Below are 25,394 nucleotides of genomic sequence, written 5' to 3' on the forward strand. Positions count from 1 at the left end.
TCCCTCCTTCAAAAGGTGGATACGAGAAACTTTTATTAGTGCCGTTTTGCATTACTTTTTAGAAAGCAAGAAGCTGATAAAAATTTCAGCCTCTTGCCGATAATCCGCTAGAGATTATTTAAAATTAGCATCTTTTACATCCAATCCACCTGTTGGTTCAACGACAACTCCCTCTACATCTGAACGAACACCATAGACAATTTCATCAACACCTAAGAAAATCCAAGGTGCGTCTTTATAAACAGTTTCTTGAATTTTCCCGTATAATTCTTCTTGTTTTGCTTTGTCAGAAATTGAATTTGCTTCATCCATCCATTTATCTACTTCTTTGTTATTGTAATAAGCTGTATTTGCACCATTTGGAGGGAATGATTCACTATGGAATAATGGTTTTGTTGCATTTGTAACATCTGAAGCATAGGAAGACCAACTTACATACCACATTTGTAGTTTTGCATCATCAGGCGTTTGGGCACCATAAATTTCATCAGAAAGAGTACCTTCCTCCATTGATTTAATTTCTACTTTTACGCCAATTTGTTTTAACTGTTGTTGGATAAATTGCATACCCTTCATCGTATCAGAGTTTGTATTACCCCAAATCTCAGTTTCAAAGCCATCTGGATATCCAGCTTCTTTTAATAATTGTTTTGCCTTTTCGATATTTTGCGCATAAGCCTCTTGTTTTTTATAATAAATCGTTTTCGAAGAAATGATAGAATCAAGTGGTACTCCTAAACCAAAATTCACTACTTTAATAAAAGCATCTTTGTCGACAGCGTAGTTAAATGCTTGACGCACTTTTGGATCATTAAATGGTTTTTTGTACGTATTAATCGATACATAATGAGCGATTGTTGATGGGACTTTAAATACTTGAATATTCTTATCGCCTTCCACTTGGGCTATATTTTGAGATGGAACAGGATAGATAACTCCTGCTTCTCCTGTTTTTAACATCGCTACACGCGAACCACTCTCTGGTACGGGCTTGAATGTAATTTTCTTGACACGGTCACCTTTACCCCAATAATCATCGAAACGCTCGATTGTTAAATGATCACCTTGAACCCATTCACCAAATTTATAAGCGCCCGTACCTACAGGTTTTTTTGGAATATCTGCTGGATTTTCCTTCACTGATTTAGGGCTAATAATTTTAGCTACTCCAAAACGAGTTAGCATTGGGCTATATGTTTCCTTTAAAGTGATTTTTATTTCGTATTCACTTGGAGTTTCTATTTTTTTAATTAAGCTAAAACCACGTGAATTTAATCGTAAGCTCTTGTCTTTCATTATCCGTTCAAAATTCACTTTTACTGCTTCAGCATTAAAGTCTTCTCCATCATGGAATTTAATACCTTGATGTAATTTAAATGTATAAACAAGTGCGTCTTCACTTACTGAATAGTCTTCAGCTAGAACATTTATTATTTGACCTTCATCATCGAACCCAAGCAGGCCTTCTAACATAGCCGATTGTACTGAGTTAGAATTTGTATCTCCTGTATTATGAGGATCCATTGAAATGAAGTTTTCATTTACTGCGACAACCAGTTCTTCTTTCTTTTCAGTAGTCGGCTCTTTCTCTCCTTTGCCTTCACTACTATTTGTTTCTTTCTTGTCATCAGAACATGCAACCATAAAAATGGCGCAAAAAACGACTAACAACAGAATTTTCCAACCTTTCCTTTGCAGCATTAACCCATCCCCCTTGTTCTCACTAATTCAAAGACTATGTCTATTAAAAAGATGAACGATTTCGAAATGAATAGCCTTGAATATGTGAGAAATTTTATAAAATAATTTCTTAACAAAGCTTATGCATGGAAAAATGATTTTAACACCATGAAAATAAATATTATATAATTCAGTTATTTCCGAGCATATTTATATAGATTTTCATATTAGTTACTCCAATGGTGAAAAAAACAAAAAGCGGGCTCTTCTTTTGAAAGAAGAGCCCGCAAAAATGATTACATAAATTAATCTGAAATTGTATTACTCATAATAATAGAGATAACAGTATTAATAACTACTAACGAAATGATTGCTAAAATTGTGATTCCCATTATAGTAACCCTCCTCTTTTTCTGCATAAAACTGATCCGATAAAGACAAGGATTTATAACTATGTTTTCTCTATTATTATAGTAAATATCTATCGATTTATCAAAAAAAACACGCTTATATGACTTAAATAAAATGATTTAACAGATTATATTAACTTTTTTTACACTAATTTGGATTTATTCATCAAACTATATTCCATAATTATTTTCTGTTGATTGATTACTAATACAACAAAAAAACAGATTCTTTCATTCTAAAAGAATCTGTTTTAATCTATATTAAATGCCTTTGCAATAGGCAGTATTTTAACCAATTAAAGCATGTTTCACTACTTCATAAGCTTGGCAAATTGCATTTTTGTTATCTGCAGATTCACTTACTAGCATTTCACATGTAAAATCGTATAAATTTGAATCTGCTCCAGAAGCAACAGCATACATTACTTCCTCTTGAAGTTTTTCAACGTAAAATATGATTTTCTGATCCATCATGAAAAAACTCCTTTTATTATATTAAATGCACTACCCAAGCGAAAGATGTGTATGGGCTATTGATGTATTATCTTTATTTATTTTATAACGTCAGACATCCTACTTCCACTATTTTAATTCAATTTCAACTCATAATTTGTCTATTAATTGAAAGCAAATTATTCCTTCATAATGGATGCGCTTGCATTAAAACGCAAAAAAGAAGTGTCCTTTTTCAGGACACTTCTTTTTCTAAATCATTATACATTTACTTCAAAATTGATAATGACATCCATAAAAGCAGCACCGTATTTCTCTAGCTTATTTACTCCTACGCCGTTTACTTCTAAAAACTCGTTTGCTGTTTTTGGACGTTTTGCACACATATCTTGTAATGATTTATCAGAGAAGATAACAAATGGAGGTACATTCGCTTCATCTGCCAATTGTTTTCGAATAGTACGTAGTTCTTCAAATAATGGGTCGTTTTCAGCAATTTGTCTAGTGACAACAACACCTTTACGTTGCACCTTCACTTTACCGAGGAGTACATCTTTACCCTTTTCTGAAACAAAAATAGTTGGCATATTCCCCTGTTTCACTGATAATAAATCTTCAGCAATCATGAATTCTATGAAATTGGATACTTCTTTGACAGTCATATTTTTCATAATGCCGTATGTGGAAAGTCTATTTAAGCCGAAGCTGATGACCTTTTGATTTTGAGATCCGATTAATACTTGAGCAATCATTGTTTTACCGAATTTCTGACCCATGCGGATTACACAACTCAGTACCTTTTGTACATCTTCGGTAACATCAAAAATCTCTCGATCGTCCTTGCAATTTGCACACTTCCCACAAACTTCCGCATTTTCTTCACCGAAATATTTCACAATATATTGCTGTAAGCATTGTTCGGTATGGCAATAATCTGCCATTCCTTGCAATTTAGCGAGTTCTCCAGGAATACGTTCACGGTCCTGTGATTGGTCGATTAAAAAGCGTTGTGTTTGCACATCTTGAGAGGCATACAAAACAACACATTCACTCGGTAACCCATCACGACCTGCTCTCCCTGCTTCCTGATAATAACTTTCCATATTCTTTGGCAATTGGTAATGAATAACGTATCTGACGTTGGATTTATCGATACCCATACCAAAAGCATTTGTTGCAACCATTACTTGTGCTTCATCTTTTAGGAAACGTGTTTGCTCCTGTTGACGGAAAGCCTCTGGTAAACCTGCATGATATTTTGCGACTGAAATTCCAGCTTTCATCAACACATCATATACATGATCCACTGCTTTTCTTGTTGCAGCGTATATAATACCGACTTCATTAATGTTTTTCTTTACAAAATCTTTAATGTAACGGTCTTTGTCTTGTCCTAGAACAACTGAAAAAGATAGATTACTACGAGCAAACCCAGTAATAACTGTATTATCATCAGTTATTTGTAAAATGTGGCAAATGTCTTCCCTTACTTCCGGTGTTGCAGTCGCTGTTAGTGCTAAGACAACGGGTTTCTCTTCAAATACAGTCATCAATCGATTAATAGCACGATAGCTAGGACGGAAATCATGCCCCCATTGTGAAATACAATGCGCTTCATCTACAGCAATCAATGGTACTTTTATATTCTTTAACTCAGACAAAAACTGAGGCGATTCTAGTCGTTCAGGAGCGATATATAATAGCTGGTATCTTCCTTCATGTAAGTTTTCCATTGTTTCACGTAATTCACTTGCAGACAATGTACTATTAATAAATGCCGCCGAAATACCAACTTCAAGTAACGTGTCCACTTGGTCTTGCATAAGGGAAATAAGGGGTGAAACAACAATCGTTGTACCCTCAAGTAACAGTGCAGGAATTTGATAACATATTGACTTCCCTCCACCTGTTGGCATTACACACAAGCTCGATTTCTGTTCTAAAACATTCGAAACTATTTGTGCTTGTCCCTCGCGAAAATCATCATAACCAAAATATTTCCCTAGCAGATGTTGTGCTTCTTCAAACATTCACCTACCCCCTTCAATACGTATATATGTCCTTCCATTGTAACATTTAATAGATTGAAAGGCTTTTAATTAGTCGAAGATAAGCAGGTAAGAAAGATTTTTTAATTTTCTGTTATACTAAAATATACTTTATTTAGGAGATTACTGTGCGAGAAAAAAAGTTCGAGGGTTAAATGTAATAAGATATGATAGAACATTACTAGACTTGCATCTGTATATCTTCAATAAAACCCTCAGCCGTTTTATATTTCAACTTGAGCTATTTCTTTTTCTTAGGTGGACCGTAAGTTTTTCTCTTTGGTCCTTTCGCAATAAAGCGAGTTACTTTTTTCACTTGATCCATGGTAATTCGTGGTGTCACACCTTGTATCCATTCTGGATCAAATGTACCGCTCCAATCAGGGTCTCGATTCGAAAGTTTTTCAAAATCAAAGATCATTTCCCATGATTTTTCAATTTCCTTAGTAGACCAATTCTCAGCCTCTTTCCACTCTTCTTCACTAGACGTACAAGGACCTTCGTTTAATGGAAAGTGCCAGGACTCAAAATCAGACCAAAGAATATCTTCATCTGGAATTAATTTAAGAATAACCCCACGAGTTCCTCTACGTAAATTAGCTGGTCCATTTCTGTCGGGATGGCGTTTCCATACCCAAACAGGATATTCATCGCCTTCATAGTTAGGTAATCGTTTTTTCATTTGCGCTACCATCCAGTTATATTGTCTCTCAAACCAATCCGCGTGATCAGAATGCGTCCTAGACCCTTCGTAGTACCCTTGCTCTCGCATCATCTTGTATATTGATTCTGGATGTACGGTATAAACTATCATCATTTATTCTCCTTTACTGGGCATACGTTAATTCTGTTTTTCTTTTAATGCTGTACTGCGTTCAATCTCTTCTATGTATTGTTCAAAGTATAAATAGTTTTATCTAGGCATTGCCCATCATCTTCATGTATCTCCTGTTAAAATTAGTTCATCCCAGACTAATTTACAACTTCATATTTACCGTATAAACTTATTTCATCCAGCATCGTTTCCTTGTCGCTAAAATCCATAATTTTCACTTTATTCACATGTATAGCCCATTTTTGATGAGCTTCTGGGCGATTCATCCCCGGTTTAATCGGCTGAACAACTTGCATATTTACTATATCTGTTTTTTCATCGAGTTCACTTCCGATTAAATCGCTATACTGAATGTAATGTAAAAAGTCTATCATTTCCCTTCGAGTATCATAGCCCGGTTTCATTTCAATAGTAATTACACCACCATCCATGTCTCCATCAAACAACCGTTCATTACCAAAAATTTTGTCAAAGGCTTCCTCTAACGTTTCAGCCTTCTCCATGCTTTCTATATCTTTAAATTGATAAGATTCAAAATCAGGCTGCTCATGATTTTCTAATGTATTTAACACGCTTTCTTTATAATCTTTATTATTTTCCATAACTCCTTTGCTGTCATCACGAAGGTTAAAACTCCATAGTCCTCCTAAAATAATGACTAATGCTATTAAAAATCCTACTAGTTTTTTCACTCTTTTACTCTCTCCTTGCTTGTTCTTTTTATAAATACAGAAATACCATACTTTTATCCTATCAGTTGAAAATAAAAAGTCTACCCTAATAGAGTAGACTCAATAATAGTTAAAAGTTTTCATTAAATAAATTGATTCCGTATGACAACGACCATTGTAATAGCAATGATACAGAATATAATAACACCCACAGTCATAATCGTTCCCATAGACGCACCGTACAATTTAAAAGGTTCTGGTGGCGCCTCATTAGACGGATCACTCGCTAAAAAATCAGCTACTGTCATCATATGTAAAAAGCGTTCTTGCGAAAAATTATTATGTAATTCAATTTGCTGTTCTGCTAAATAGCTTTGATTCCATTTAGTTTCATCCTGTATAAACACTTTGCCATCATGAATCATCCAAACACCTAACTGTTGTTCGTTGATTTTGGTAATCGCTTTTGCTAATTCTCCGTCATTATCTTGTGGATGATTCATTAAATAAATCCGTAATTGATGTTGAATTTCGGTTATATCATTACCTGCAAGAATTGTTTCGAGTTGAGTAGGCATTTTTGTATCTCCCTTTTCAAATTCTAACCGCTTACACAATTGTAGTACAGATAGCTCATTTTCGTAATAGGGTTCACTGAATAGCCTTATATATAATTTTTACTGTTATCCTAATCTACTCACTATATACCCACTTGAAAAGATATCGACAATGGCAGTTAAAAGAGCATTGCAAAACAAAAAAAGAGTGTTATAAACCACTCTCCTTTAACCACTAAAAATATTAATTCAATTGTTAACCAAAAATCATCGTTAAAAATTTTGCAACTAAATTATCAACACCAGTAAGAGGATTAATGATAAACACCGCAACAAAAACTCCCGCAAGAAATGGCCATAAATTTCTTATACGTGATCTTTTCCTCGTTTCATTGTTTTTCAAATTATTCATTATACTCTACTCCTGTTCTTCTAAATCTTGCAAATATCAACTTTTGGACAAGGGTACTTACATAACCATTTATTTTCTCATCAAGGGTGTACATAATCTTCTCCATAAAGAAAACCGAATTCCTCAATAAGAGACCAACTATTATATCTATTATTTTACATTTATATGCACTTTTTGTAAAACGAACGGAATAAGCTGTAGGTATGCTGTACTGATAAATCAACACCATAACAAAAGCTCCATAACTTACTTCACTTGCTTAGCTCTAAATAAAACTCTAATCAGTGCCGTTTTAATCATTTTTCTTAATTTACTTTTCTAGAGTATGAAATTACACTTGTCATATTCTTTTATCTCGCTTTCTATTCCTGTGAGTTCTCAAATTTGAAAGCCCTCATTCTTAACTGAATCAATGACAATTTACCAATAGAAAACTACTTGCAGTACGTATATTCATATTAACAATATGTATCTCTCCTTCAAATGGTTATACTATATTAGAATGAAATGATTTATAGGAGGAATTACTTTGACTACAAAAGGTTATTTAGCAAATGGATTATTTGGATTAGGAGACCGCTTAGTAAATGAAATGGTTGCAAAAGCAGTACGCGAGGCAGTGCCAGGTGTGGATTTATATGTACCTCAAGAAAATATGGCGATCAATGATAAGTCATCATATGCTAATAGTTTAGCAATTGCAGGTGCTGATATTGAGGCTCTAAAAGCAAGTGATTTCTTAATCGCTGTCATTGATGGTGTTGAAATTGATTCTGGTGTTGCTGCTGAAATTGGTGCATTTTCGATGCTAGACCGCCCTATTTTCGCACTATACTCTGATACACGCCAACAAGGCAGAGATAATACAAAGAAAATCGATGCTTTAATCGCAGATGGAACAGAAAACCAGTTTGCTTACCGTAATCTGTTTGTCATTGGTTTAATCAAACAAAACGGCATAATTGCTGCTTCGATTGAAGATTTGATTGAAGGTATGCTAGAAAGAAACGTAGCAATAAAAGAAGTTCAACCAGTTAACAAGTAACTGGACTGGATACTTTCACATAAATAAAAAATTCAATCTATTACAGGAATATCCATCATTCTATTGAATATACATAGAAAGATTCATTACGGAGGATGATAGAGGTGAAAAATGTGATAGATGGTATCAATTATTGGATTTATTACGTTCCTAAAGAAATCAAAAGTATGTCAGAGATTGATGTGACTAAAAGACCATCTCCAACAAAATGGTCAAAAAAAGAAATATTAGGACACCTTTGTGATTCAGCTATTATGAATATTGAACGATTCATTAAAATTCAATATGAAAAACAGCCATATGTACTTCCCACTTACAATCAAGATGAATGGGTAGCTAAGCAAAATTATCAAGATACTCCTATCGAAGAGATTTTGACTTTATTTTACGTTTTAAATAAACAAATCATCGCCATTATCAATAATATTCCTGATGAAAAACGCTCTTACTTATGTGACATTGGAAATAAGGAACTTAGAACATTAGATTGGCTTATTCAAGATTATTACGATCATATGGAACATCATCTTAAGAAACAAATTTTCAAGTAAAACTAATAGTAAGTTATATACATTAAAAAGGTGCTTCAAAGCCAAATATCTGGCTCTTGAAGCACCTTTTATGTTAAAAGATAACTCATGATTTAAACATTCATTTCAACCCTTAGTTTCCATATGCCAAGAAATTACCTGCCCCACTCGTCTCTACTTCATCTGTACGCAGGTTATCAATTTTAAATTATTCATTTATGTATATCTCCTATTGATCTCCTGCAACTTCAACTATTTTGGATGGTAGATACTTTATCCGATTCAAAACCTTCACCAACTGCAATCTTCAATCTAAATTGGTCAATGATAATAACTATATTTTGCTTTCACTGAAGTTTTATAAAACAAAAAAAGAAGCAAACAATTTAATGTTTGTTTCTTTAGTACGTCCCAGGAGGGAATCAAACATTCGCCTGGAACCTTGGTATTACTGATTCTTCACTTAGTCCCATTTTTCCAGACCAATGTTACGAGTGTTTTTTATTCATCACACTTAAATAAAAATCTGACGAATCATTTATTTATGCTCTTTAGTAAGTGCTTATCCCAAAAAAGCCTTACCTCTGATTTCCCAGAAAGTTGAGCGATTAACCCGCGTCCAAAGGCTCTTTGCTACCCTCTTGAAGTGTATACTCTTTACCATTTAAGTTCATTTTATCTTTGAAGCCCAATTTGTCTGAGACCTCTCAGAATAGTGTCTAAGGGGTTTTAAGAAATACAAACTTTAAACTTCTTATACAGTTCATATGCGTTTATATGAGGTGGAGGAAATGAGGTCATGCATTATATATAGTTGCTGTAATGACAGTTGCAATAATGAATGGATCCTCTACATTCTGACTTTCATTTTTGACATCAACAGAGTAGGTATATATACCAGGGCCTGGATTATCGACATATAATAGCGTAATTAGCGTAGAGTAGTATTGATTAAACGTTGGGTCTACTTTTACCATTGAACTAGATACCCTTGATTCGGCGTTATGGCCAATTGGAAGAGCGTTTCTTTGTAGCGTCAGATATATGTCTTCTATATAAAATGTAGGACCACTTGTTGTTAAACCACCTACTGTTGATGTTACAACTAAACGCACTTTTTGATTTCCTGTCAGGGCTATAGATGGCAATGTTAAAGTATAAAAGTCTGTTTCTACAAATTCTTCTTGTATGTTAAAGACAAAATTCTCAACAGTGGACGGACGTGGAACTGGTTGGATATTACATATATCTATTGCTTTCATTACACCTGATACGGGAACATTACAAGGTTTACAACCTTCACACGAACAATTTTTTTCACATGAATTCACAAATGAACCCCCTAATATATTTTCTAATAATGTATACAAATTATATTTTTTTGCTTGTATGGGCGTTTGTACGAAATGGAGGAATAGATGTAACTAACAGACCATCTCCAACTAAATGGTCAAAAAAAGAAATATTAGGTCACCTTTGTGATTCAGCTATTATGAACATTGAACGTTTCATTAAAATTCAATATGAAAAACAGCCTTATGCACTTCCCACTTACAATCAAGGTGAATGGGTAGCTAAGCCAAATTATCAAGATACTCCTATCGAAGAGATTTTGACTTTATTTTACTTTTTAAATGGCTGTTTTCGTATAGATTGTTGCTTTCTTGACCATACTATTAAAAGGTTGTTGATATAATGTGGTTAGGAGGCGTTCAATTATGTGGTTAAATGTATATGAAGATTTCAGCGAATTAACTAAATCTGAGCAGTTAGCGTTGTTTAATGCAATGAAACAAGACTTATTTCCCGATGAACCAGATAAAATTACGAAACTACTTAAAAGTATTCGTGAAGCCCGATTTTCTTCTGGTTTGGGTTGTGTTCATTGTGGTAGCACATCGGTTAAACGCAACGGTAAATATCGTTCAAGACAACGCTATCTGTGTAATGATTGTGGAAAATCTTTCAATGATATGACGAATACGCCATTTTCAGGCTCTCGCTACCCCGAAAAGTGGGTAAAGTACATTGAACTAATGGTTGAAGGTTATACTTTACCAAAAATTGCTGAACGCTTGAACATTCATATCTCTACCGCATTTTATTGGAGACATAAAATCTTGAACGCATTGGGAAGTCTCGGCTTTAATCAACTACAAGGTATCGTTGAAAGTGACGAAACCTTTTTTCGTGAGTCTATGAAAGGTAGTGAAATCACCCATAGGAAAACCAAGAAACGTGGGGAAAAAGACGAAAAAAGAGGGATTTCTAACCTTAAAGTTGCTGTTGTAGTAGCACAAGACCGCAATGGTAGTGTCGTTGCTCGTAAAGCAGGAACAGGTCGTGTAAAAGCCGAAGAGATTGACAATGTGATAGGTGAGTATATTCACCCATCTGCTTTGTTATGTACGGATACAGCAACGAATTATAAAAAGTTTGCCAAGATAAAGGGATTGCAACACGAAACAGTCAATGAGCGACAAAAACAGCGTGTAAAGAAAGGAATTTACCACATTCAACACGTTAATAACTTTCATAATCGCTTAAAAGGTTGGATGGAACGGTTTCAAGGAGTTGCAACGAAATATTTGGACAACTATCTCTATTGGTTCCGTTGGCTCGATATAGGGAAAAAATTTAGCATTTGAAAAACGTGTTGAGCAAATGCTTATTTCGGCGTGTCAAAAATCGAATTACACCACCGTCAATTCTTTAAGGAGAGTTTCGTAAGTAATAAAAGAAGGATAGCGTATGCTACCCTTTTTGCTTAAACTTCCTTTTTGTTTCTTTTTTATACCTAAATAGATTCACACAGACAATCAAAACGAACACAGCCAATGTAACATCGTAGAATACCGTTTTGAAGGTGTAAAGCCCTTCTAAACTACTAATTACTAACATAGACAATATTAGAGCAAAAACAACGAAGTTTAAAATCTTGTTATTCATAGGTGCTTCACCTCCTAAAAATTAATTTGACTTCTATTTCTAATTTATCATATTCAAATCTTTAAACAATTACTATATAACTCCTTCTATAATCTAATCATATCATATTAATCACATTCATCCTAAAAGCAACAAAGTTTACAAAAACAGCCTTTTAAATAGACAAATCATCGTCATTATCAAACTTATGTAAAATTGGAAATAAGGAACTTAAAACATTAGATAGGCTCATTCAAGATCATTACGATCATATGGAACATCATCTTAAGAAACAAATTTTCAAATAATACATAAAAAATAGGTGCTTTAATAGCCAACTAACTGGCTTTTAAAGCACCTTTTAAGTTAAATGATAACTTGTGATTTTCTATTTACAGTCCTTCAGTCAAAATTCGTTTCAAAAACTTCCCTGTATGAGAAGTTGGAACTTCGGCTACTTGCTCAGGTGTGCCCTCAGCTACAAGTTTACCGCCTGATGATCCACCTTCTGGACCGATATCGATAACCCAGTCAGATTCACGTATCAGTTCCAAACTATGCTCTACAACGATAACAGTATTTCCAGCATCGACAAGTCTATTTAATAAAGAATGCAGCTGTTTAATGTCAGTTGGATGGAGGCCAGTCGTCGGCTCATCCAACAGGTACAATGTATGATTTTTATATGGCTTACTTAATTCTTTTGCCAGCCTAATACGTTGCCCTTCTCCGCCAGATAAAGTTTTAACCGATTGCCCCCATTGTAAATAGCCAAGTCCAACTTCACATAGCATCTCTATCATGACCGAAATCTTTTTCTCCGATTTGAAAATAGGTAAGCTCTCCTCAACCGACATATTCAGCAAATCAGAAATGGAGTAACCTTCATATTTAACTTGCAATACCTCATCAGTAAACCTTTTCCCTTTGCAGTCAGTACACTTCACTTCTAAATCGGGTAGGAAGTTCATGTCAACAGACAGCACGCCTAACCCCTGACATGTTTCACAACGCCCACCCGGGGAGTTAAATGAGAAATGCTTCGTAGTAAATTTTCTTTCCTTTGCTTCTGGCAATCCTGCAAATAGCTTACGTAAATGTGTAAACATATCAGTATAAGTTGCCACATTAGAGCGCTGTACTCTTCCCATTGGCGATTGGTCAAAAATAACTATATCGTCGACATGTTCTAATCCAGTTATTTCCTTGCATCCAGTTTGTTCATGTGCTTTAGGACTTCCTTGTGCAAGAATATCAAATACAAGAGTTGATTTTCCAGAACCCGAAACACCTGTGACAGACACTAGACAGCCAAGCGGAATGGAAACAGTCGGGATATCGACATTTCTAAGCTGTGCTTGTTGAATAACGATACTCTGTCCGTTCCCTTTTCTACGAACGCGAGTTGGAGGTGGGAAACTCTCTTCTCTCAAATAGGTTCCAGTAACCGACAGCTCACTAGACATCAAGTCCTCCAGACTCCCTTCGCCTACAACAGTACCGCCATGTACTCCTGCTCCTGGACCGATATCAATGATATGATCCGCTGCACGCATCATCTCTACATCATGTTCTATAACAAGTACTGTATTACCCAAATCACGCAATTCATGAAGTACTCGGATTAGGCCGATTGTATCCTTCGCATGAAGACCCGTTGTGGGTTCATCCAGAATATATAGTACTCCAGTTAAAGCTGAACCAAGCAGCGTTGCAAGTCGAAGTCGTTGTGTTTCGCCTCCAGAAAGTGAAACTGTCTGACGGTTTAATGAAAGATAGCCGAGTCCTACATCAATAAGCCGTTGAAGCCTTGTGAGCATATCTTGAAGAATGGGCTCGACCAAATGTAGACCATCCTGCGGTAGCTCCGTTTGCAAACTTTTCGTCCATTCGAATACATCTTCGAGCGACCACTCAGAAACATCTGAGATAGTTGCATTTGCTACTTGCACTAGAAGAACTTCTTTTTTTAGACGAGCTCCGTGACAATCCGGGCAAAGTTGTTCATGAAAGAAGCTGCCTTCTTTTTCTTTAGAACCTGAGTCGCCTTCTTTCTCTTTATAACGTCTCCATAAGCCTGGGATTACTCCTTCAAATTTCGTCCCTGCAGCAGGCTTAACATTTGGATAATGACGTTTAAATTCATCACTCTCGACTCCGTAGAATAACAAATCATGCTGAACATCACTGTAATTTTTCAAAGGGAGATCTGGGTCGAAATCAAAGCCATAATGCTTCCCTGCCGCTACTAAAATACGCATTTGAATGTCACGATGAACACCTTTTAGTGAAGCAACACCCCCATCACGCAAGCTAAGCTCCGGATTGAAAACCATCGCCTCGTTTATACTTGCCACATGACCAAGTCCACTACAAGTTTCGCATGCACCCTCCGGCTTGTTAAAAGAAAAGTGTAACATGCCAAGCTTCTCTTGCATTTCTCCACAATGCGGACAGCTGATTGTTTGTGCTTCCATCTCCTGGTCTTCCTCTGTCAACTCTCCTGTTAGTTCAAAAGAAGGAGGAATACTGCCATTACAAGAAGAACAAACTTGCTCTCCCAGTCTGGCAAAGATAAATCGAATATACATATAAATGTCCGTCACGGTACCAACCGTCGAGCGTGGATTACGATTCGTAACATGCTGTCCAACACTGATGGACGGAGACAGTCCTCGAATGGACTCGACTTTTGGCTTGCTGATTGTGTCAGCCATCATTCCCATGGAGTCTAAATACTGTCTCTGACATTCCCTTTGAAGAGTATCCATAGCTAATGTTGACTTTCCTGATCCAGAAGGTCCTGTTAGAACAACTAGTTTGTATTTTGGAATCGAAAGAGACACATTCTTTAGATTGTTTTCCCAAGCACCTTTAATAAAAATGGTATCTTTCATGAATATCCTCCTCACTATAGTACATCCACTCGGTAAATGCCGAGACAATCTAATACATTTCGATTATTTCTAACTGAAATGTATACGTACTATACTTTGATTAAATTTCTGGTTCATCTTTTTCTGTAACAATTACTCTTGAATTCCCCATCATGAAGACGAAAACCACTGCTATGACAATTGGAACAAGTGCAAGGAGAAAGACGTGCGTAACTGAGTTGGACATTGCATTAACAATGACATCAAGAATCTCTGCAGGTATTTTCTCGCGTACACTTGGTTCAAAAATTTGTCTTATATCACCAACATTAAACATTGCTGAATTGGCACTTTCACCTAAACTTTTGAATCCTTCAGCTAATTTATTTGTAAATACATTATTTTGGATCGTTCCAAAAATCGTGATTCCCATCGTCATTCCTAGCGTGCGAAGGAATGAATTAGTTGAATTCGCAGTTCCACGATAACGAGCATCTAGATTATGCTGAGAAGCCGTCGGTAACAATGAGAATGAGAAGCCCATGCCAAAACCTACGAGAATCATATACAGCGTAAGAAGAACTCGAGCAGTATCTGGTGTGAGTGTACTAAGTAGGAACATACCTGCAAAATACGAAATAACAGAAATAATCATTAAGTTACGGTAGCTTATTTTCGTTAAGAAAATACCACCAAATGCGCTTCCTGCAACGGAACCCAACATCATAGGCATGAGGATAAGACCAGCATTTGTTGCTGAAGCACCATATACAGCCTGAACATAAATAGGAATATATACTGTCAAAATAATAAAGGTACCACCATATAAGAATGCCAAAATTTGCGAAGAAGCAAATAGACGACGCTTAAATAAGAAGAACGGAAGTATTGGTTCTTCTGCTTTTAGCTCCACGAAAAAGAACACAATAAAGAAAATAGCAAAACTAACGAACAATGAAATAATCGGTGCTGAGTTCCAATCATACTGTTTACCGCCCAGTTCTAGTGCAAACATAAGGCTGATGACCGCAAGCACAAGCGTTGCCGCTCCCCACCAATCGATCTTTTGCTTCGTATGTACTGGAGATTCCTTATAATTCTTCATAATTAATAAGAATGAAACGATACCGATTGGCAAATTAATATAAAATACCCATTCCCAACCAATATTATCTGTAATATAGGCACCTAAAAGCGGTCCAACAACACTAGCAATACCAAATACCGCGCCCAAAAGACCCGTCATTTTTCCTCGTTTTTGTGGTGGGAATATGTCAAATACAATAGTAAATGCGATTGGCATTAAAGCGCCGGCACCAATTCCCTGAATAGCTCTGTATATACTAAGTTGCTCAATCGTTTGAGCAAAGCCACAAAGTGCAGAACCAATTACGAATACCGTTAATCCAAAAATAAAGAATCTCTTTCTGCCATACATATCGGATAATTTCCCGAAAATCGGCATACCTGCCATTGTTGTAACCATATAAGCGGATGTAACCCAAACAAATTTGTCCATCCCTCCTAGTTGAGAAACGATGGTTCCCATAGCTGTCGCAACAATTGTATTGTCAATTGCCGACATAAAAATCGCTAGTAATAAGCCCGTTACAACTAGCTTTATGTTACTTTTTGAAGCTTCCATTTATAAACCCCTTTGCAAATTATTAATGATTTCGATAGAATGAACTTGTATAATATCACGCTCATCAAATATCTCGATAAACTAATATCTCGACCTTCAAGATATTTTCTTATTTTAAAAGGAGGTTTATCCTTTGTCAAGTCATCAAGATGATCCAACTCTAGATCCTCAAGAACAGTTCACTTCGCTAATGCGCGGTTTAGGAACACGTACGATATTACATCAGCAAAATGTTGCTGCCTCTTTAGGGTTATACAATAATGATTTTATTTCATTAGATATCCTACGTGAAACAGGTCCAATTACTGCTGGCGAGCTATCCAAAAAAACTGGGCTCGCTACGGGTAGCATAACTTCCTTAGTAGACCGACTTGAAAAAATCGGTTATGTTCGGAGACAAAATGATCCCAATGACCGTCGCAGAGTCATCATAGTCCCTGAGTATGAATCTAAAGAAGAAATCCGTAATACGTACGAACCGCTTCATAAAGCAATGCTTAATCTAGCTTCCTCCTATACACCGGAAGAACTTGCTCTCATTTCGCAGTTTATAGGCAACGCGAGCACTGTATTAGAAGAGCAGATTCAACATCTCAGCTCCACTACACGTAGCAAATCTTCTAAAACAACACGCTAAAAAGAAAAGGACAGTTTCCTTATAGTCAATTGGCTAAGGAATACCGTCCTTTTTACTTTTAGTTAATCACAAGGGAAAGTAATCCAAATATACATTCTTGATTCATTAACTCCAGTTCACAAACCTTACGTTAATGCCAATCTACTTTACCCTTCCAATAACGCTTTATAATAAATCAATTCGCCATCTACTTCTGCAATCAGCATGAAGGTATCGTCATCCCCTACCGCAAATATCTTAGTTCCTTTAGCTAATTTACTTGCATAGAAATCTTTAAACATAGAACCAGTAGTTTTGCGCTTTTTGATTTCACCTAAAAAATCGCCCTTCCCAGCTTCAAACTCAATCATTTCTGTTTTCGAATAAATAATATCTTGATATTGCAAAATATCTATATCTGGATGCTCTTTCAATAGCTCTATTGCGGTTGGATTATGTGTAGCTGTTGAACAACCTACTAATACAACAAAAATGCTCATCAAAAAGATACAATATTTTATTAGAGTCCTCATGTAACCACACTCTCTGTTTATTCTGCATTACTATTAAACTCCACATAACTAGATTCTATTTTGACTGTAAGAGCAGTATATTGACCCTCACGAAATAGTTTGGATAATTTTAACATACTTTGTATAAATGTATAAATTTTATCAATATAGATGAACCGGTATTTTTCACAAAGATCATCCATATATATTTGTATAGGAAATTATTATTACGAACCCGTCCAATAAATCCCGTTTAAAGGAGCACTCTTATGTGGTTTTTATTTGCTTTACTAACTGCCTTAGCTTGGGGTGGTGCAGATTTATTTTATAAAAAAGGTTCAGACAGCAAGGATAAATACAGTCATTTAAAAATTGTCGTCATGGTCGGTCTTGTGATGGGAATCCATGCAACTGGCTATATGCTGTATGAGGGTTTAACTTTCCGTCCTTCCGACATGTTAAAATATTTACCTGTTTCTTCTCTTTATATTTTATCTATGACAATTGGTTATATTGGGTTACGTTACTTAGAATTATCAATCGCCTCTCCTGTACAAAATTCATCTGGTGCTATTACAGCCGTTCTTGTCTTCATTTTCTTCCCTCAGCCAGTTGATACATTACATATTATTGGAATAATCATTATTTCACTTGGCGTTATTGGTATCGCAGTAGTTGAAAAACAAATCGAAAATGCAACTTTGCGATTAAACAATACCGAAATCGACAAAAAATATCAGCTTGGATTTATGGCGATTATGTTCCCTATTGCCTATGCGTTGATCGATGGTGCTGGTACATTTGCTGATGCAGTCTATTTAGATGAGCTCAAATTAATGACTGAAGATGCTGCATTACTTGCTTATGAATATACATTTTTCATCTGTGCAGTTATCTCTTATATTTATTTAAAAATAATAAAAAAAGAGACTTTCTCAATTTTCAAAGAACGTGACAAAGCATGTGCAGGAATTTTAGAAACTATCGGTCAATTCTTTTATGTATTTGCCATGTCATCATATGCGATTATTGCCGCTCCAATGATCGCTTCTTATAGCATTTTCTCTATCATTCTTTCACGTATTTTCTTAAAAGAGAAACTATCGCCAAAACAATATATTGTTATTACGGTTGTAATGTTGGGGATTGTTTTATTAGGAATTGCCGACGCATAAAGTATAATCTGCCAAAAAAAGTACATCACTTCTTAAAAGTGATGTACTTTTTTAATTCGTTTGATCAAAATTTTCATATTGGTCGGCAAAGGTTTGCATCTTATCTTTTTCAAATACATCTAATAGCTTGTTGTACTCTTCATCTTCGATTACATAATAAAGAGGCACTTTCGCTATATAATCAGAATATAAAATGCGCTCATTTTCCTCATCTAACCACATATTATAATTCACTACAATTAGATTCTGCGTTCTATCCTTAAATTGAATATATTGATATGGTAAACGATTCACTTCTTCATCGCTTAATTTCAAATTTGTACCATTATTGAAGATCTCCATTAATTCATTGTATTTTGGTTCGGTTTCAATCGATTTTTTTACAAATACATCGCCTTCCTCAGTGATATTACCTAGCTCAATTACATTATTTGATTTCATACAACCAGTTAGAACAAACATAATACAACACAACATTAAAAATTTCTTCATCACACTATCCCCTTTTAAAGGTCTGAAAAGTTTTTCCGTAGTTGTATTATGGTTCCCAATTCCACTAAAAATATTACGTCTTACAAAACTTCATTTAACTATATTTCCAAAACAATTTAAGTAACAATATAGAATTTTCTATTTACTTCGTTACTTTAAAGCGATAAACTCTATTGATATCATGATTTTACTGGAGGAAGATTTTCTTGAAAGAATTCATTAATAAGCTGTTAACAGGAATGAGTATTGGGATTGTTGTATCTTTGATACCAAACGCTCTTGTAGGTGAACTATTAAAACTACTCATTCCACATTTTCCAGCTTTACAACAAATACTAGATATATCCATTTTAGTGATGAGTATGTTACCAATAATGATTGGTGTTACTGTTGGTATGACATTTAAATTAACACCTATTCAGACAGCTAGTATTGGATTAGCAGCTGTTGTCGGTAGTGGAGTAGTGCAAATAAATGAAAGTGTTATGACATTACAAGGTATTGGTGTCGTTTTAAATACAGGTATTACAGCCGGCTTAGCTGTACTTTTCGTTAAATATATTGGTGCAAAATTAAAAGATTACACGATTCTTTTACTACCAACTTTAACTATTTTCTTCCCTGGATTATTTGGTTACTTGATCTTACCTTATGTAAAAAATGGTACAGGCATTATTGGGGTAGGAATTCAACAAGTAACAGATTTTCAACCTATTCTAATGGGAGCAATTATCGCTGTTATTTTCTGCGTACTCATTTTATCCCCTCTCTCGACTGTAGGAGTAGCAACGGTCATTATGCTTTCTGGTATTGGTGCTGGTGCAGCCAATTTAGGTATTGTTTCAGCAGGTATTGGTTTATGTATCGCTAGCTATAAATCAAATTCATTGGGCACAGCACTAGCTCACGTACTTGGTTCACCCAAAATTCAAATGCGTAATTTCTTTATGAAACCTAAAATAGCTTTTCCCATGCTAATTACAGCTGCCATTTTAGGTGCACTTGCTGGTGTACTTAATGTACAAGGTACGTCTATGAGCGCCGGGTTTGGTCTATCTGGACTTATTGGACCATTAAACTATATCAACTTAACACCAGATGGCTGGACAACTTCGAATATTACAGTCATGATTGCCATGTTCTTCGTCATACCAACCGTTTTAAACATTATCTTACTTCGCATCTTCTCAACGAATCTTAAAATGATTAAATCAGAAGATTATAAAATCCATATTGAATAATTTGATGCCATGTGAAGAATATTTCTCACATGGCATTTTGTTAGATTGATAAGATTAGTTATTTTGTGAATAAATAGGGTGTTGGTATTTGTTATATGTGATTTCGGGTTGTTGGTAGTGGTGAGTATGGATAATTTTACTCTGAGTAGCGATAATCCTTTCCTGAGTAACGCTAATCTCTCTCCCAGTATCGCTAATCCTTCCTTGAGTAGCGCCTATCCTTCCTCGAGTAGCGCTATTCTTCCTGAGTAGCGACAATTCCTCTCCCAGTAGCGATAATCCTCCCCCGAGTAGCGACAATCCCTCTCCCAGTAGCGCTAATCTCCCTGAGTAGCGCCAATCCTTCCTCGAGTAGCGCCAATTCTTCCCCGAGTAGCGATAATCCTCCCCCGAGTAGCGCCAATCCTCCCCCGAGTAGCGCCAATCACCCCCGAGTAGCGCCAATCCACCTCCCAGTAGCGCCAATTCTTCCCCGAGCAGCGCCAATCCACCTCCCAGTAGCGACAATCCCCAAACTCACACTCCTCCCCCCATCAAACCACAAAAAAAACCACTCCAAAAATAAGCGGAGTGGCTTTCTATCGTTATATTTTATTCATTCTCTTTAAAAACTTTTTTAAGAACGGCTATCATAAACTCAAGATCCTCATCTGTGCATGATAGAGGTGGGCTAATCGTTAGGATGTTGTTATAGCCTGCTACTGTATCTCCGTTCTTACCAATGATTAAGCCGTTTGCCTTACAATCAGATACAATTTTCAATACACGTTCGTTAGATGCTGGTTCCATCGTTATTTTATCTTCTACCATTTCAATTCCTAATAGGAATCCAAGGCCGCGAATATCGCCTACATAAGGATGGTTACTTAATTCTTTCAGCTCTTTTTGAAGTCTATCACCTAGTTCTGCGGAACGATCGAATAAGTTTTCTCTCTCCATGATTTCGATATTTTTTAACGCCACTGCACATGCCGCTGGATTTCCTCCAAATGTATTGAGGTGACGTAAATGGCTATTTTCTTCTCCCGTGTTGAACTTTTCATAAATTTCTTTTCGAACGGCTGTCACTGAGAGTGGTAAATAGGCGCTAGTCAGTCCCTTTGCCATTGTAATAATATCCGGTTTTAAATTAAAATGCTGATGTCCGAACGCTTTACCCGTTCTTCCAAATCCGCAGATTACTTCATCTATAATGAGGAGTACCCCATGTTTGTTGCAAATTTCTTGAACCTTCTCGAGATAGACAGGATGAGGGATTAAAATACCACCACCTGTAATAAGCGGCTCCATAATAATTCCTGCAATTGTCTCTTTTTGCTCCCAAATAATTTTATCTTCAAGTTCTTGGGCACGTTGGAGATTGTATTCTTTAATCGATTGCCCTTTTGGTCGGCGATAATTATCTGGTGGTGCTACATGTAAAAAACCGTGTGAAAGTGGTTCATATTTATATTTTCTAATCGCTTGCCCTGTAGCTGACAATGCCCCCATTGAACTGCCATGATAAGCTCGGTAACGAGAGATGAATTTAAAGCGAGCTCCTTTACCGTTTTGCTGGTGATATTGACGAGCAATTTTAAATGCTACCTCATTTGCATCAGAGCCACTGTTCGAATAAAAGAACATATAGTCTCCACCAAGCATGTCATTTAACTTTGCTGCCAGCTCGATTGCTGGTTCATGGCTTTGCGTCATCGGCACATAGGCTAATTTTTTCATTTGATCATATGCCACTTGTGCCAATTCTTCACGTCCATACCCTACATTTACAGCCCATAACCCGGACATACCATCGAGATATTTATTGCCATTGTGGTCGATGATCCATGCACCTTCACCTCTATCGACGATCATAGGCTGACTTTTTTCATTGTAAGCTGAGATATGGTGCCAAACATTTTGAAGATCTTTTTCAACTAAAGATTGAGTTGGTTGTTTTACAGTTTCCATGCTTTCGCTTCCCTTCTATATTAGAATTCATGACGAGCTGTTAGCATCTTTTTACGTGTATAAAACTCAATTCCATCTCGCCCATTCGCATGTAGGTCTCCATAAAATGATTTTTTGTAACCTGAGAATGGGAAGAATGCCATTGGAGCTGGAACACCAAGGTTAACACCTAACATCCCTGCATCGATTTCTTCTCTAAACTGACGAATAGCTTTTGCACTATCAGTGAAAATACATGCTCCATTTGCGAAGTCAGATTTGTTTGCAAATGAGATTGCATCATCTAATGTATCTACTCGAACAATTGATAAAACAGGAGCGAAGATTTCTTCCTTCCAGATTTTCATCTCTTGTGTTACATGATCGAAAATAGTTGGACCAACAAAATAACCACCTTCAGTAGGTTGATCATTGCGACCATCTCGTAATAGCGTTGCACCTTCTTCTATGCCAGATTCAATGTATTGGATTGTTCGATCCTTATGGGAATCTCGAATGACCGGACCAAGGAAAATCCCCTCTTTCAAGCCGTCACCTATTGTTAACTTATTTGATTCCTCTACTAATCTTGTTACTAGTTCGTCTGCAATGTCACCTACTGCTACAACAACTGCACAAGCCATACATCTTTCTCCTGCTGATCCAAATGCTGCGTTAATAATGTTCGTTACTGTTAAGTCCATATCTGCATCTGGCAAAACAATTGTATGATTTTTGGCTCCAGCTAGTGCTTGAACTCGCTTACCATTTGATGTACCCGTTTTATAGACATATTCTGCAACCGGTTGTGATCCAACAAATGACACGGCTGGAATATCTGGATGACTAAGAATGCCATTCACGATGTCATGAGCACCGTGGACAAGATTAAATACGCCTGCTGGCAGACCTGCTTCATGTAACAATTCTGCAAGGAAATTAGCTAGAAGTGGCGTTCTCTCAGAAGGTTTCAAGATGAACGTGTTACCACTCGCAATTGCTAAAGGGAACATCCAGCATGGTACCATCATTGGGAAATTAAATGGTGTAATTCCCCCTACTACTCCAAGCGGATAGCGATACATACCAGATTCAATATTTGTTGCGATATCAGGTAACTGATGGCCCATCATAAGTGTAGGAGCACCTGCTGCAAATTCTACGCACTCGATCCCTCGTTGGACTTCGCCATATGCTTCAGTATAGTTTTTACCATTTTCAACCGTTATAATTTTCGCTAGTTCATCCCAGTTCTCTATTAATAATTGCTGATATTTAAATAAGATTCTAGCACGCTGAGGAACAGCAACTTTCTTCCATGAAGTGAAAGCTTGCTTTGCAGCCTCTACAGCTTTTTCCAAATCTTGTTGAGTTGAAATTGGAACTTCGGCTAATATTTCTCCAGTTGCAGGATTTGGCACTTCAATGTAGTTTTCTGTGGACGATTTTACCCATTGTCCATTAATAAAATTTGAAAGCGTTTTCTTTTCAGTGATTACCTTATTCATATACGTCCTCCTATTCTACTTTTCTTTAAAGTTGACGTTATTAACAATTAACCTCATAATTTATTTTACAGATTATTTAGAATAGTTACACTTTACATAAAGTACACTCATGTTAGATTTTTTTTAACTTATTGGGGGGCTATTGGAATGATTGAATTTGTTTTAACCATACAAGACATATTAGAAAGAAAATCGTTTAAATCAGCAAAAGTTATAGCAGGTTCAAAAGGCTTAAATAATCAAGTGAAGTGGTCTCATATTTTAGAAATAAAAGAATTTGAAACACTGATTAATGGTGGAGAATTAATATTAACAACTGGTGTAGGACTTCAACTCGACCTCACAACTCAACTCAGGTATTTAGAAAATTTAATAGAAAAAAACGCCGCTGGTATGTGTATTGAAATCGGTCCTTATTTTAAAGAGATTCCTAATGAGCTTATAACATTAGCGGATGAGCATGATTTTCCTCTGATTATCTTTGAAGAGGTTGTACGTTTTGTCGACATTACTCAAGATTTACATACGTTAATTATTAATCAACATCACCAATGGCTTTCCCAACTTGATACGCTGTCCACAAAATTTATCGATCTTTCATTAAGCCCTAACGGAATACTGAAAATTCTTCAAGAATTGAATCATTACTTCCGACAAGGAGTTTTGTTTATAACGGAACATTCAAAATCATATTATTACCCATCTGAAATAAAAGAGTTAGAATCTTCTATTCGTTCTTTTATAGAAAAATCACAATCTGATATGACAGTACAAAGAAATTTCACTCTTTCCAATGAAACATTTGCCCTTATGCCGGTTAAAGGACTCGGACAAGTTTGGGGGCATCTCTGCTTACAAGTACAACAACCGATGTCTAATGAGTTCTTCTTTCTTATTTTAGATCGAGCAGCCCTTGCCATTGCACAAATCCTTTTACGCAATCGAACAATTCAAGAACGAAAACAAAATATGGAGGATGAACTTGTTCAAAACCTTATAAAAGGCAGAGACTATGAACAAGATGACGTTCAAACTTATTTACCAGCCGCAAGTCGCAATATGTACTTTAGGATTTTTGTTATGCAGTTAGATTCCTCAGAAGTCAATATTGTCGAAGAAGACTGGGAAGAAATGAAGTTACAACGCTCAATGTTAGTTCGATCCATTTTCAAAAGGCTTGGATTTTTTCCAGCTGTTTCTTCTAAAAGGACTGAAATAACGGTCATTGCATCGTTTATTGCAGCAGATCATTTGAAAGAGAAAACTGATAGATTTGAACAAATCATACAAAGTATCGAGGATATGAAAGATACAAGTACATTTTGCGGAGATGAATGTAAATTTGGCGTGAGTAGAGTATATAAGGACATAGCTCAAGTAAGAGAAGGTTATGTAGAAGCAAAGAAAGCCATTACATTGAAAAAATCTGATATCGTCAACACTTATTTCTACAATGATCTTGGTATAAACAGACTGCTATTATTGTTAATTGAGAGTAAACAACTTGAAAACTACGTTCACGATTATTTAGACGTTATTTTAAGCTATGACCAAAAGTATGAAAGTGATTTATTTACAACACTTTGCATTTATTTAGAATGTAACGGGGTTAAGAATGAAACAGCTGATCGTCTCTTTATTGTTAGGCAAACGTTATATAATAGGTTAGAAAAACTAGAAACACTTCTTGGTTCAAATTTTATGGAACCATCCAACCGTCTTGCACTTGAAGTTGCTATTAAAGCCTATCAGTTACTACTTAAACAAAATAATAACGAAGGAAAACCGGTTTTTCTCGTATAGAGAAAACCGGTTTTTTTATTTTCGGTAG

22 protein-coding genes and 1 pseudogene are annotated in these 25,394 nt (G+C 36.0%); 8 read left to right on the forward strand and 15 right to left on the reverse strand.

Annotation, left to right across the window (positions count from 1 at the left end; translation table 11 throughout):
* Window positions 1-114: 114 nt before the first annotated feature.
* From AMD00_RS09705 to AMD00_RS23205, 7 genes are all read right to left on the reverse strand, one after another.
* Window positions 115-1,701, reverse strand: coding sequence for a glutathione ABC transporter substrate-binding protein (locus AMD00_RS09705; protein WP_053416885.1), 1,587 nt, complete (start codon window positions 1,699-1,701; stop codon window positions 115-117).
* Between the two features lie 677 nt (window positions 1,702-2,378).
* Complete coding sequence (locus AMD00_RS09710; protein WP_053416886.1) at window positions 2,379-2,564, reverse strand: hypothetical protein; 186 nt, start codon at window positions 2,562-2,564, stop codon at window positions 2,379-2,381.
* A 239-nt stretch (window positions 2,565-2,803) separates the two neighbouring features.
* Window positions 2,804-4,573 carry a DNA helicase RecQ gene (recQ, locus tag AMD00_RS09715; RefSeq protein ID WP_053416887.1) on the reverse strand — a complete coding sequence of 590 codons (1,770 nt, stop codon included), beginning with the start codon at window positions 4,571-4,573 and terminating at the stop codon, window positions 2,804-2,806.
* 259 nt (window positions 4,574-4,832) lie between these two features.
* Window positions 4,833-5,408, reverse strand: coding sequence for a DUF3841 domain-containing protein (locus tag AMD00_RS09720; protein WP_322787044.1), 576 nt, complete (start codon window positions 5,406-5,408; stop codon window positions 4,833-4,835).
* 155 nt (window positions 5,409-5,563) lie between these two features.
* Complete coding sequence (locus AMD00_RS09725; protein ID WP_053416889.1) at window positions 5,564-6,118, reverse strand: hypothetical protein; 555 nt, start codon at window positions 6,116-6,118, stop codon at window positions 5,564-5,566.
* A 122-nt stretch (window positions 6,119-6,240) separates the two neighbouring features.
* Entirely contained in the window at window positions 6,241-6,675 is a 435-nt protein-coding gene (locus AMD00_RS09730; protein ID WP_053416890.1) for a hypothetical protein, read from the reverse strand.
* 235 nt (window positions 6,676-6,910) lie between these two features.
* On the reverse strand, window positions 6,911-7,066 hold the full coding sequence (locus AMD00_RS23205) for a hypothetical protein (protein ID WP_157059227.1): 156 nt from the start codon (window positions 7,064-7,066) through the stop codon (window positions 6,911-6,913).
* A gap of 529 nt (window positions 7,067-7,595) precedes the next feature.
* Between AMD00_RS23205 and AMD00_RS09740 the strand changes: the two genes are divergently transcribed.
* The gene (locus AMD00_RS09740; RefSeq protein ID WP_083446201.1) at window positions 7,596-8,111 is read left to right on the forward strand and encodes a nucleoside 2-deoxyribosyltransferase; all 516 of its coding nucleotides are present in this window, start codon (window positions 7,596-7,598) and stop codon (window positions 8,109-8,111) included.
* A 104-nt stretch (window positions 8,112-8,215) separates the two neighbouring features.
* Window positions 8,216-8,662, forward strand: coding sequence for a DinB family protein (locus tag AMD00_RS09745; protein ID WP_053416892.1), 447 nt, complete (start codon window positions 8,216-8,218; stop codon window positions 8,660-8,662).
* A gap of 776 nt (window positions 8,663-9,438) precedes the next feature.
* Here AMD00_RS09745 and AMD00_RS09750 read toward each other — a convergent pair.
* Window positions 9,439-9,972, reverse strand: a complete 534-nt coding sequence (locus AMD00_RS09750) for a hypothetical protein (protein ID WP_053416893.1) — start codon at window positions 9,970-9,972, stop codon at window positions 9,439-9,441.
* Between the two features lie 29 nt (window positions 9,973-10,001).
* On the opposite strand from AMD00_RS09750, the gene AMD00_RS23515 reads away from it, so the two are divergent.
* Both AMD00_RS23515 and AMD00_RS09760 read left to right on the forward strand, forming a co-directional pair.
* Entirely contained in the window at window positions 10,002-10,337 is a 336-nt protein-coding gene (locus tag AMD00_RS23515) for a hypothetical protein (RefSeq protein ID WP_169786343.1), read from the forward strand.
* Between the two features lie 22 nt (window positions 10,338-10,359).
* Window positions 10,360-11,371 (forward strand): annotated as a pseudogene (locus AMD00_RS09760) (IS1595 family transposase).
* A 24-nt stretch (window positions 11,372-11,395) separates the two neighbouring features.
* Here AMD00_RS09760 and AMD00_RS09765 read toward each other — a convergent pair.
* The 3 genes from AMD00_RS09765 to AMD00_RS09775 form a co-directional block, all read right to left on the reverse strand.
* The gene (locus tag AMD00_RS09765) at window positions 11,396-11,590 is read right to left on the reverse strand and encodes a hypothetical protein (protein WP_053416895.1); all 195 of its coding nucleotides are present in this window, start codon (window positions 11,588-11,590) and stop codon (window positions 11,396-11,398) included.
* Window positions 11,591-11,961: 371 nt separating this feature from the next.
* Window positions 11,962-14,466, reverse strand: a complete 2,505-nt coding sequence (uvrA, locus tag AMD00_RS09770; RefSeq protein WP_053416896.1) for an excinuclease ABC subunit UvrA — start codon at window positions 14,464-14,466, stop codon at window positions 11,962-11,964.
* A 100-nt stretch (window positions 14,467-14,566) separates the two neighbouring features.
* Entirely contained in the window at window positions 14,567-16,090 is a 1,524-nt protein-coding gene (locus AMD00_RS09775; RefSeq protein WP_053416897.1) for an MDR family MFS transporter, read from the reverse strand.
* 190 nt (window positions 16,091-16,280) lie between these two features.
* Here AMD00_RS09775 and AMD00_RS09780 point away from each other — a divergent pair, with 190 nt between their 5' ends.
* Window positions 16,281-16,727, forward strand: coding sequence for a MarR family winged helix-turn-helix transcriptional regulator (locus AMD00_RS09780; RefSeq protein WP_157059281.1), 447 nt, complete (start codon window positions 16,281-16,283; stop codon window positions 16,725-16,727).
* A gap of 146 nt (window positions 16,728-16,873) precedes the next feature.
* On the opposite strand, the gene AMD00_RS09785 is transcribed toward AMD00_RS09780, so the two are convergent.
* Window positions 16,874-17,206 carry a hypothetical protein gene (locus AMD00_RS09785; protein ID WP_053416899.1) on the reverse strand — a complete coding sequence of 111 codons (333 nt, stop codon included), beginning with the start codon at window positions 17,204-17,206 and terminating at the stop codon, window positions 16,874-16,876.
* 281 nt (window positions 17,207-17,487) lie between these two features.
* Here AMD00_RS09785 and AMD00_RS09790 point away from each other — a divergent pair, with 281 nt between their 5' ends.
* The gene (locus tag AMD00_RS09790; protein WP_053416900.1) at window positions 17,488-18,393 is read left to right on the forward strand and encodes an EamA family transporter; all 906 of its coding nucleotides are present in this window, start codon (window positions 17,488-17,490) and stop codon (window positions 18,391-18,393) included.
* 51 nt (window positions 18,394-18,444) lie between these two features.
* Here the strand turns inward: AMD00_RS09790 and AMD00_RS09795 are convergent, their stop codons facing one another.
* Window positions 18,445-18,885, reverse strand: coding sequence for a hypothetical protein (locus tag AMD00_RS09795; RefSeq protein ID WP_053416901.1), 441 nt, complete (start codon window positions 18,883-18,885; stop codon window positions 18,445-18,447).
* A 206-nt stretch (window positions 18,886-19,091) separates the two neighbouring features.
* Here AMD00_RS09795 and AMD00_RS09800 point away from each other — a divergent pair, with 206 nt between their 5' ends.
* Window positions 19,092-20,126, forward strand: coding sequence for a PTS transporter subunit IIC (locus AMD00_RS09800; protein ID WP_053416902.1), 1,035 nt, complete (start codon window positions 19,092-19,094; stop codon window positions 20,124-20,126).
* 591 nt (window positions 20,127-20,717) lie between these two features.
* Here AMD00_RS09800 and AMD00_RS09810 read toward each other — a convergent pair.
* Both AMD00_RS09810 and AMD00_RS09815 read right to left on the reverse strand, forming a co-directional pair.
* Complete coding sequence (locus AMD00_RS09810; RefSeq protein WP_053416904.1) at window positions 20,718-22,076, reverse strand: aspartate aminotransferase family protein; 1,359 nt, start codon at window positions 22,074-22,076, stop codon at window positions 20,718-20,720.
* Window positions 22,077-22,096: 20 nt separating this feature from the next.
* A complete protein-coding gene (locus AMD00_RS09815) occupies window positions 22,097-23,563 on the reverse strand; it encodes a CoA-acylating methylmalonate-semialdehyde dehydrogenase (protein WP_053416905.1) in 1,467 nt (488 codons plus the stop codon).
* Between the two features lie 147 nt (window positions 23,564-23,710).
* Here AMD00_RS09815 and AMD00_RS09820 point away from each other — a divergent pair, with 147 nt between their 5' ends.
* Window positions 23,711-25,366 (forward strand): PucR family transcriptional regulator, encoded by a 1,656-nt coding sequence (locus AMD00_RS09820; protein ID WP_053416906.1) that lies wholly within the window; start codon window positions 23,711-23,713, stop codon window positions 25,364-25,366.
* Window positions 25,367-25,394 lie beyond the last annotated feature (28 nt).

Source organism: Viridibacillus arvi, from assembly GCF_001274945.1.
In the GTDB taxonomy this organism is placed as follows: domain Bacteria; phylum Bacillota; class Bacilli; order Bacillales_A; family Planococcaceae; genus Viridibacillus; species Viridibacillus arvi.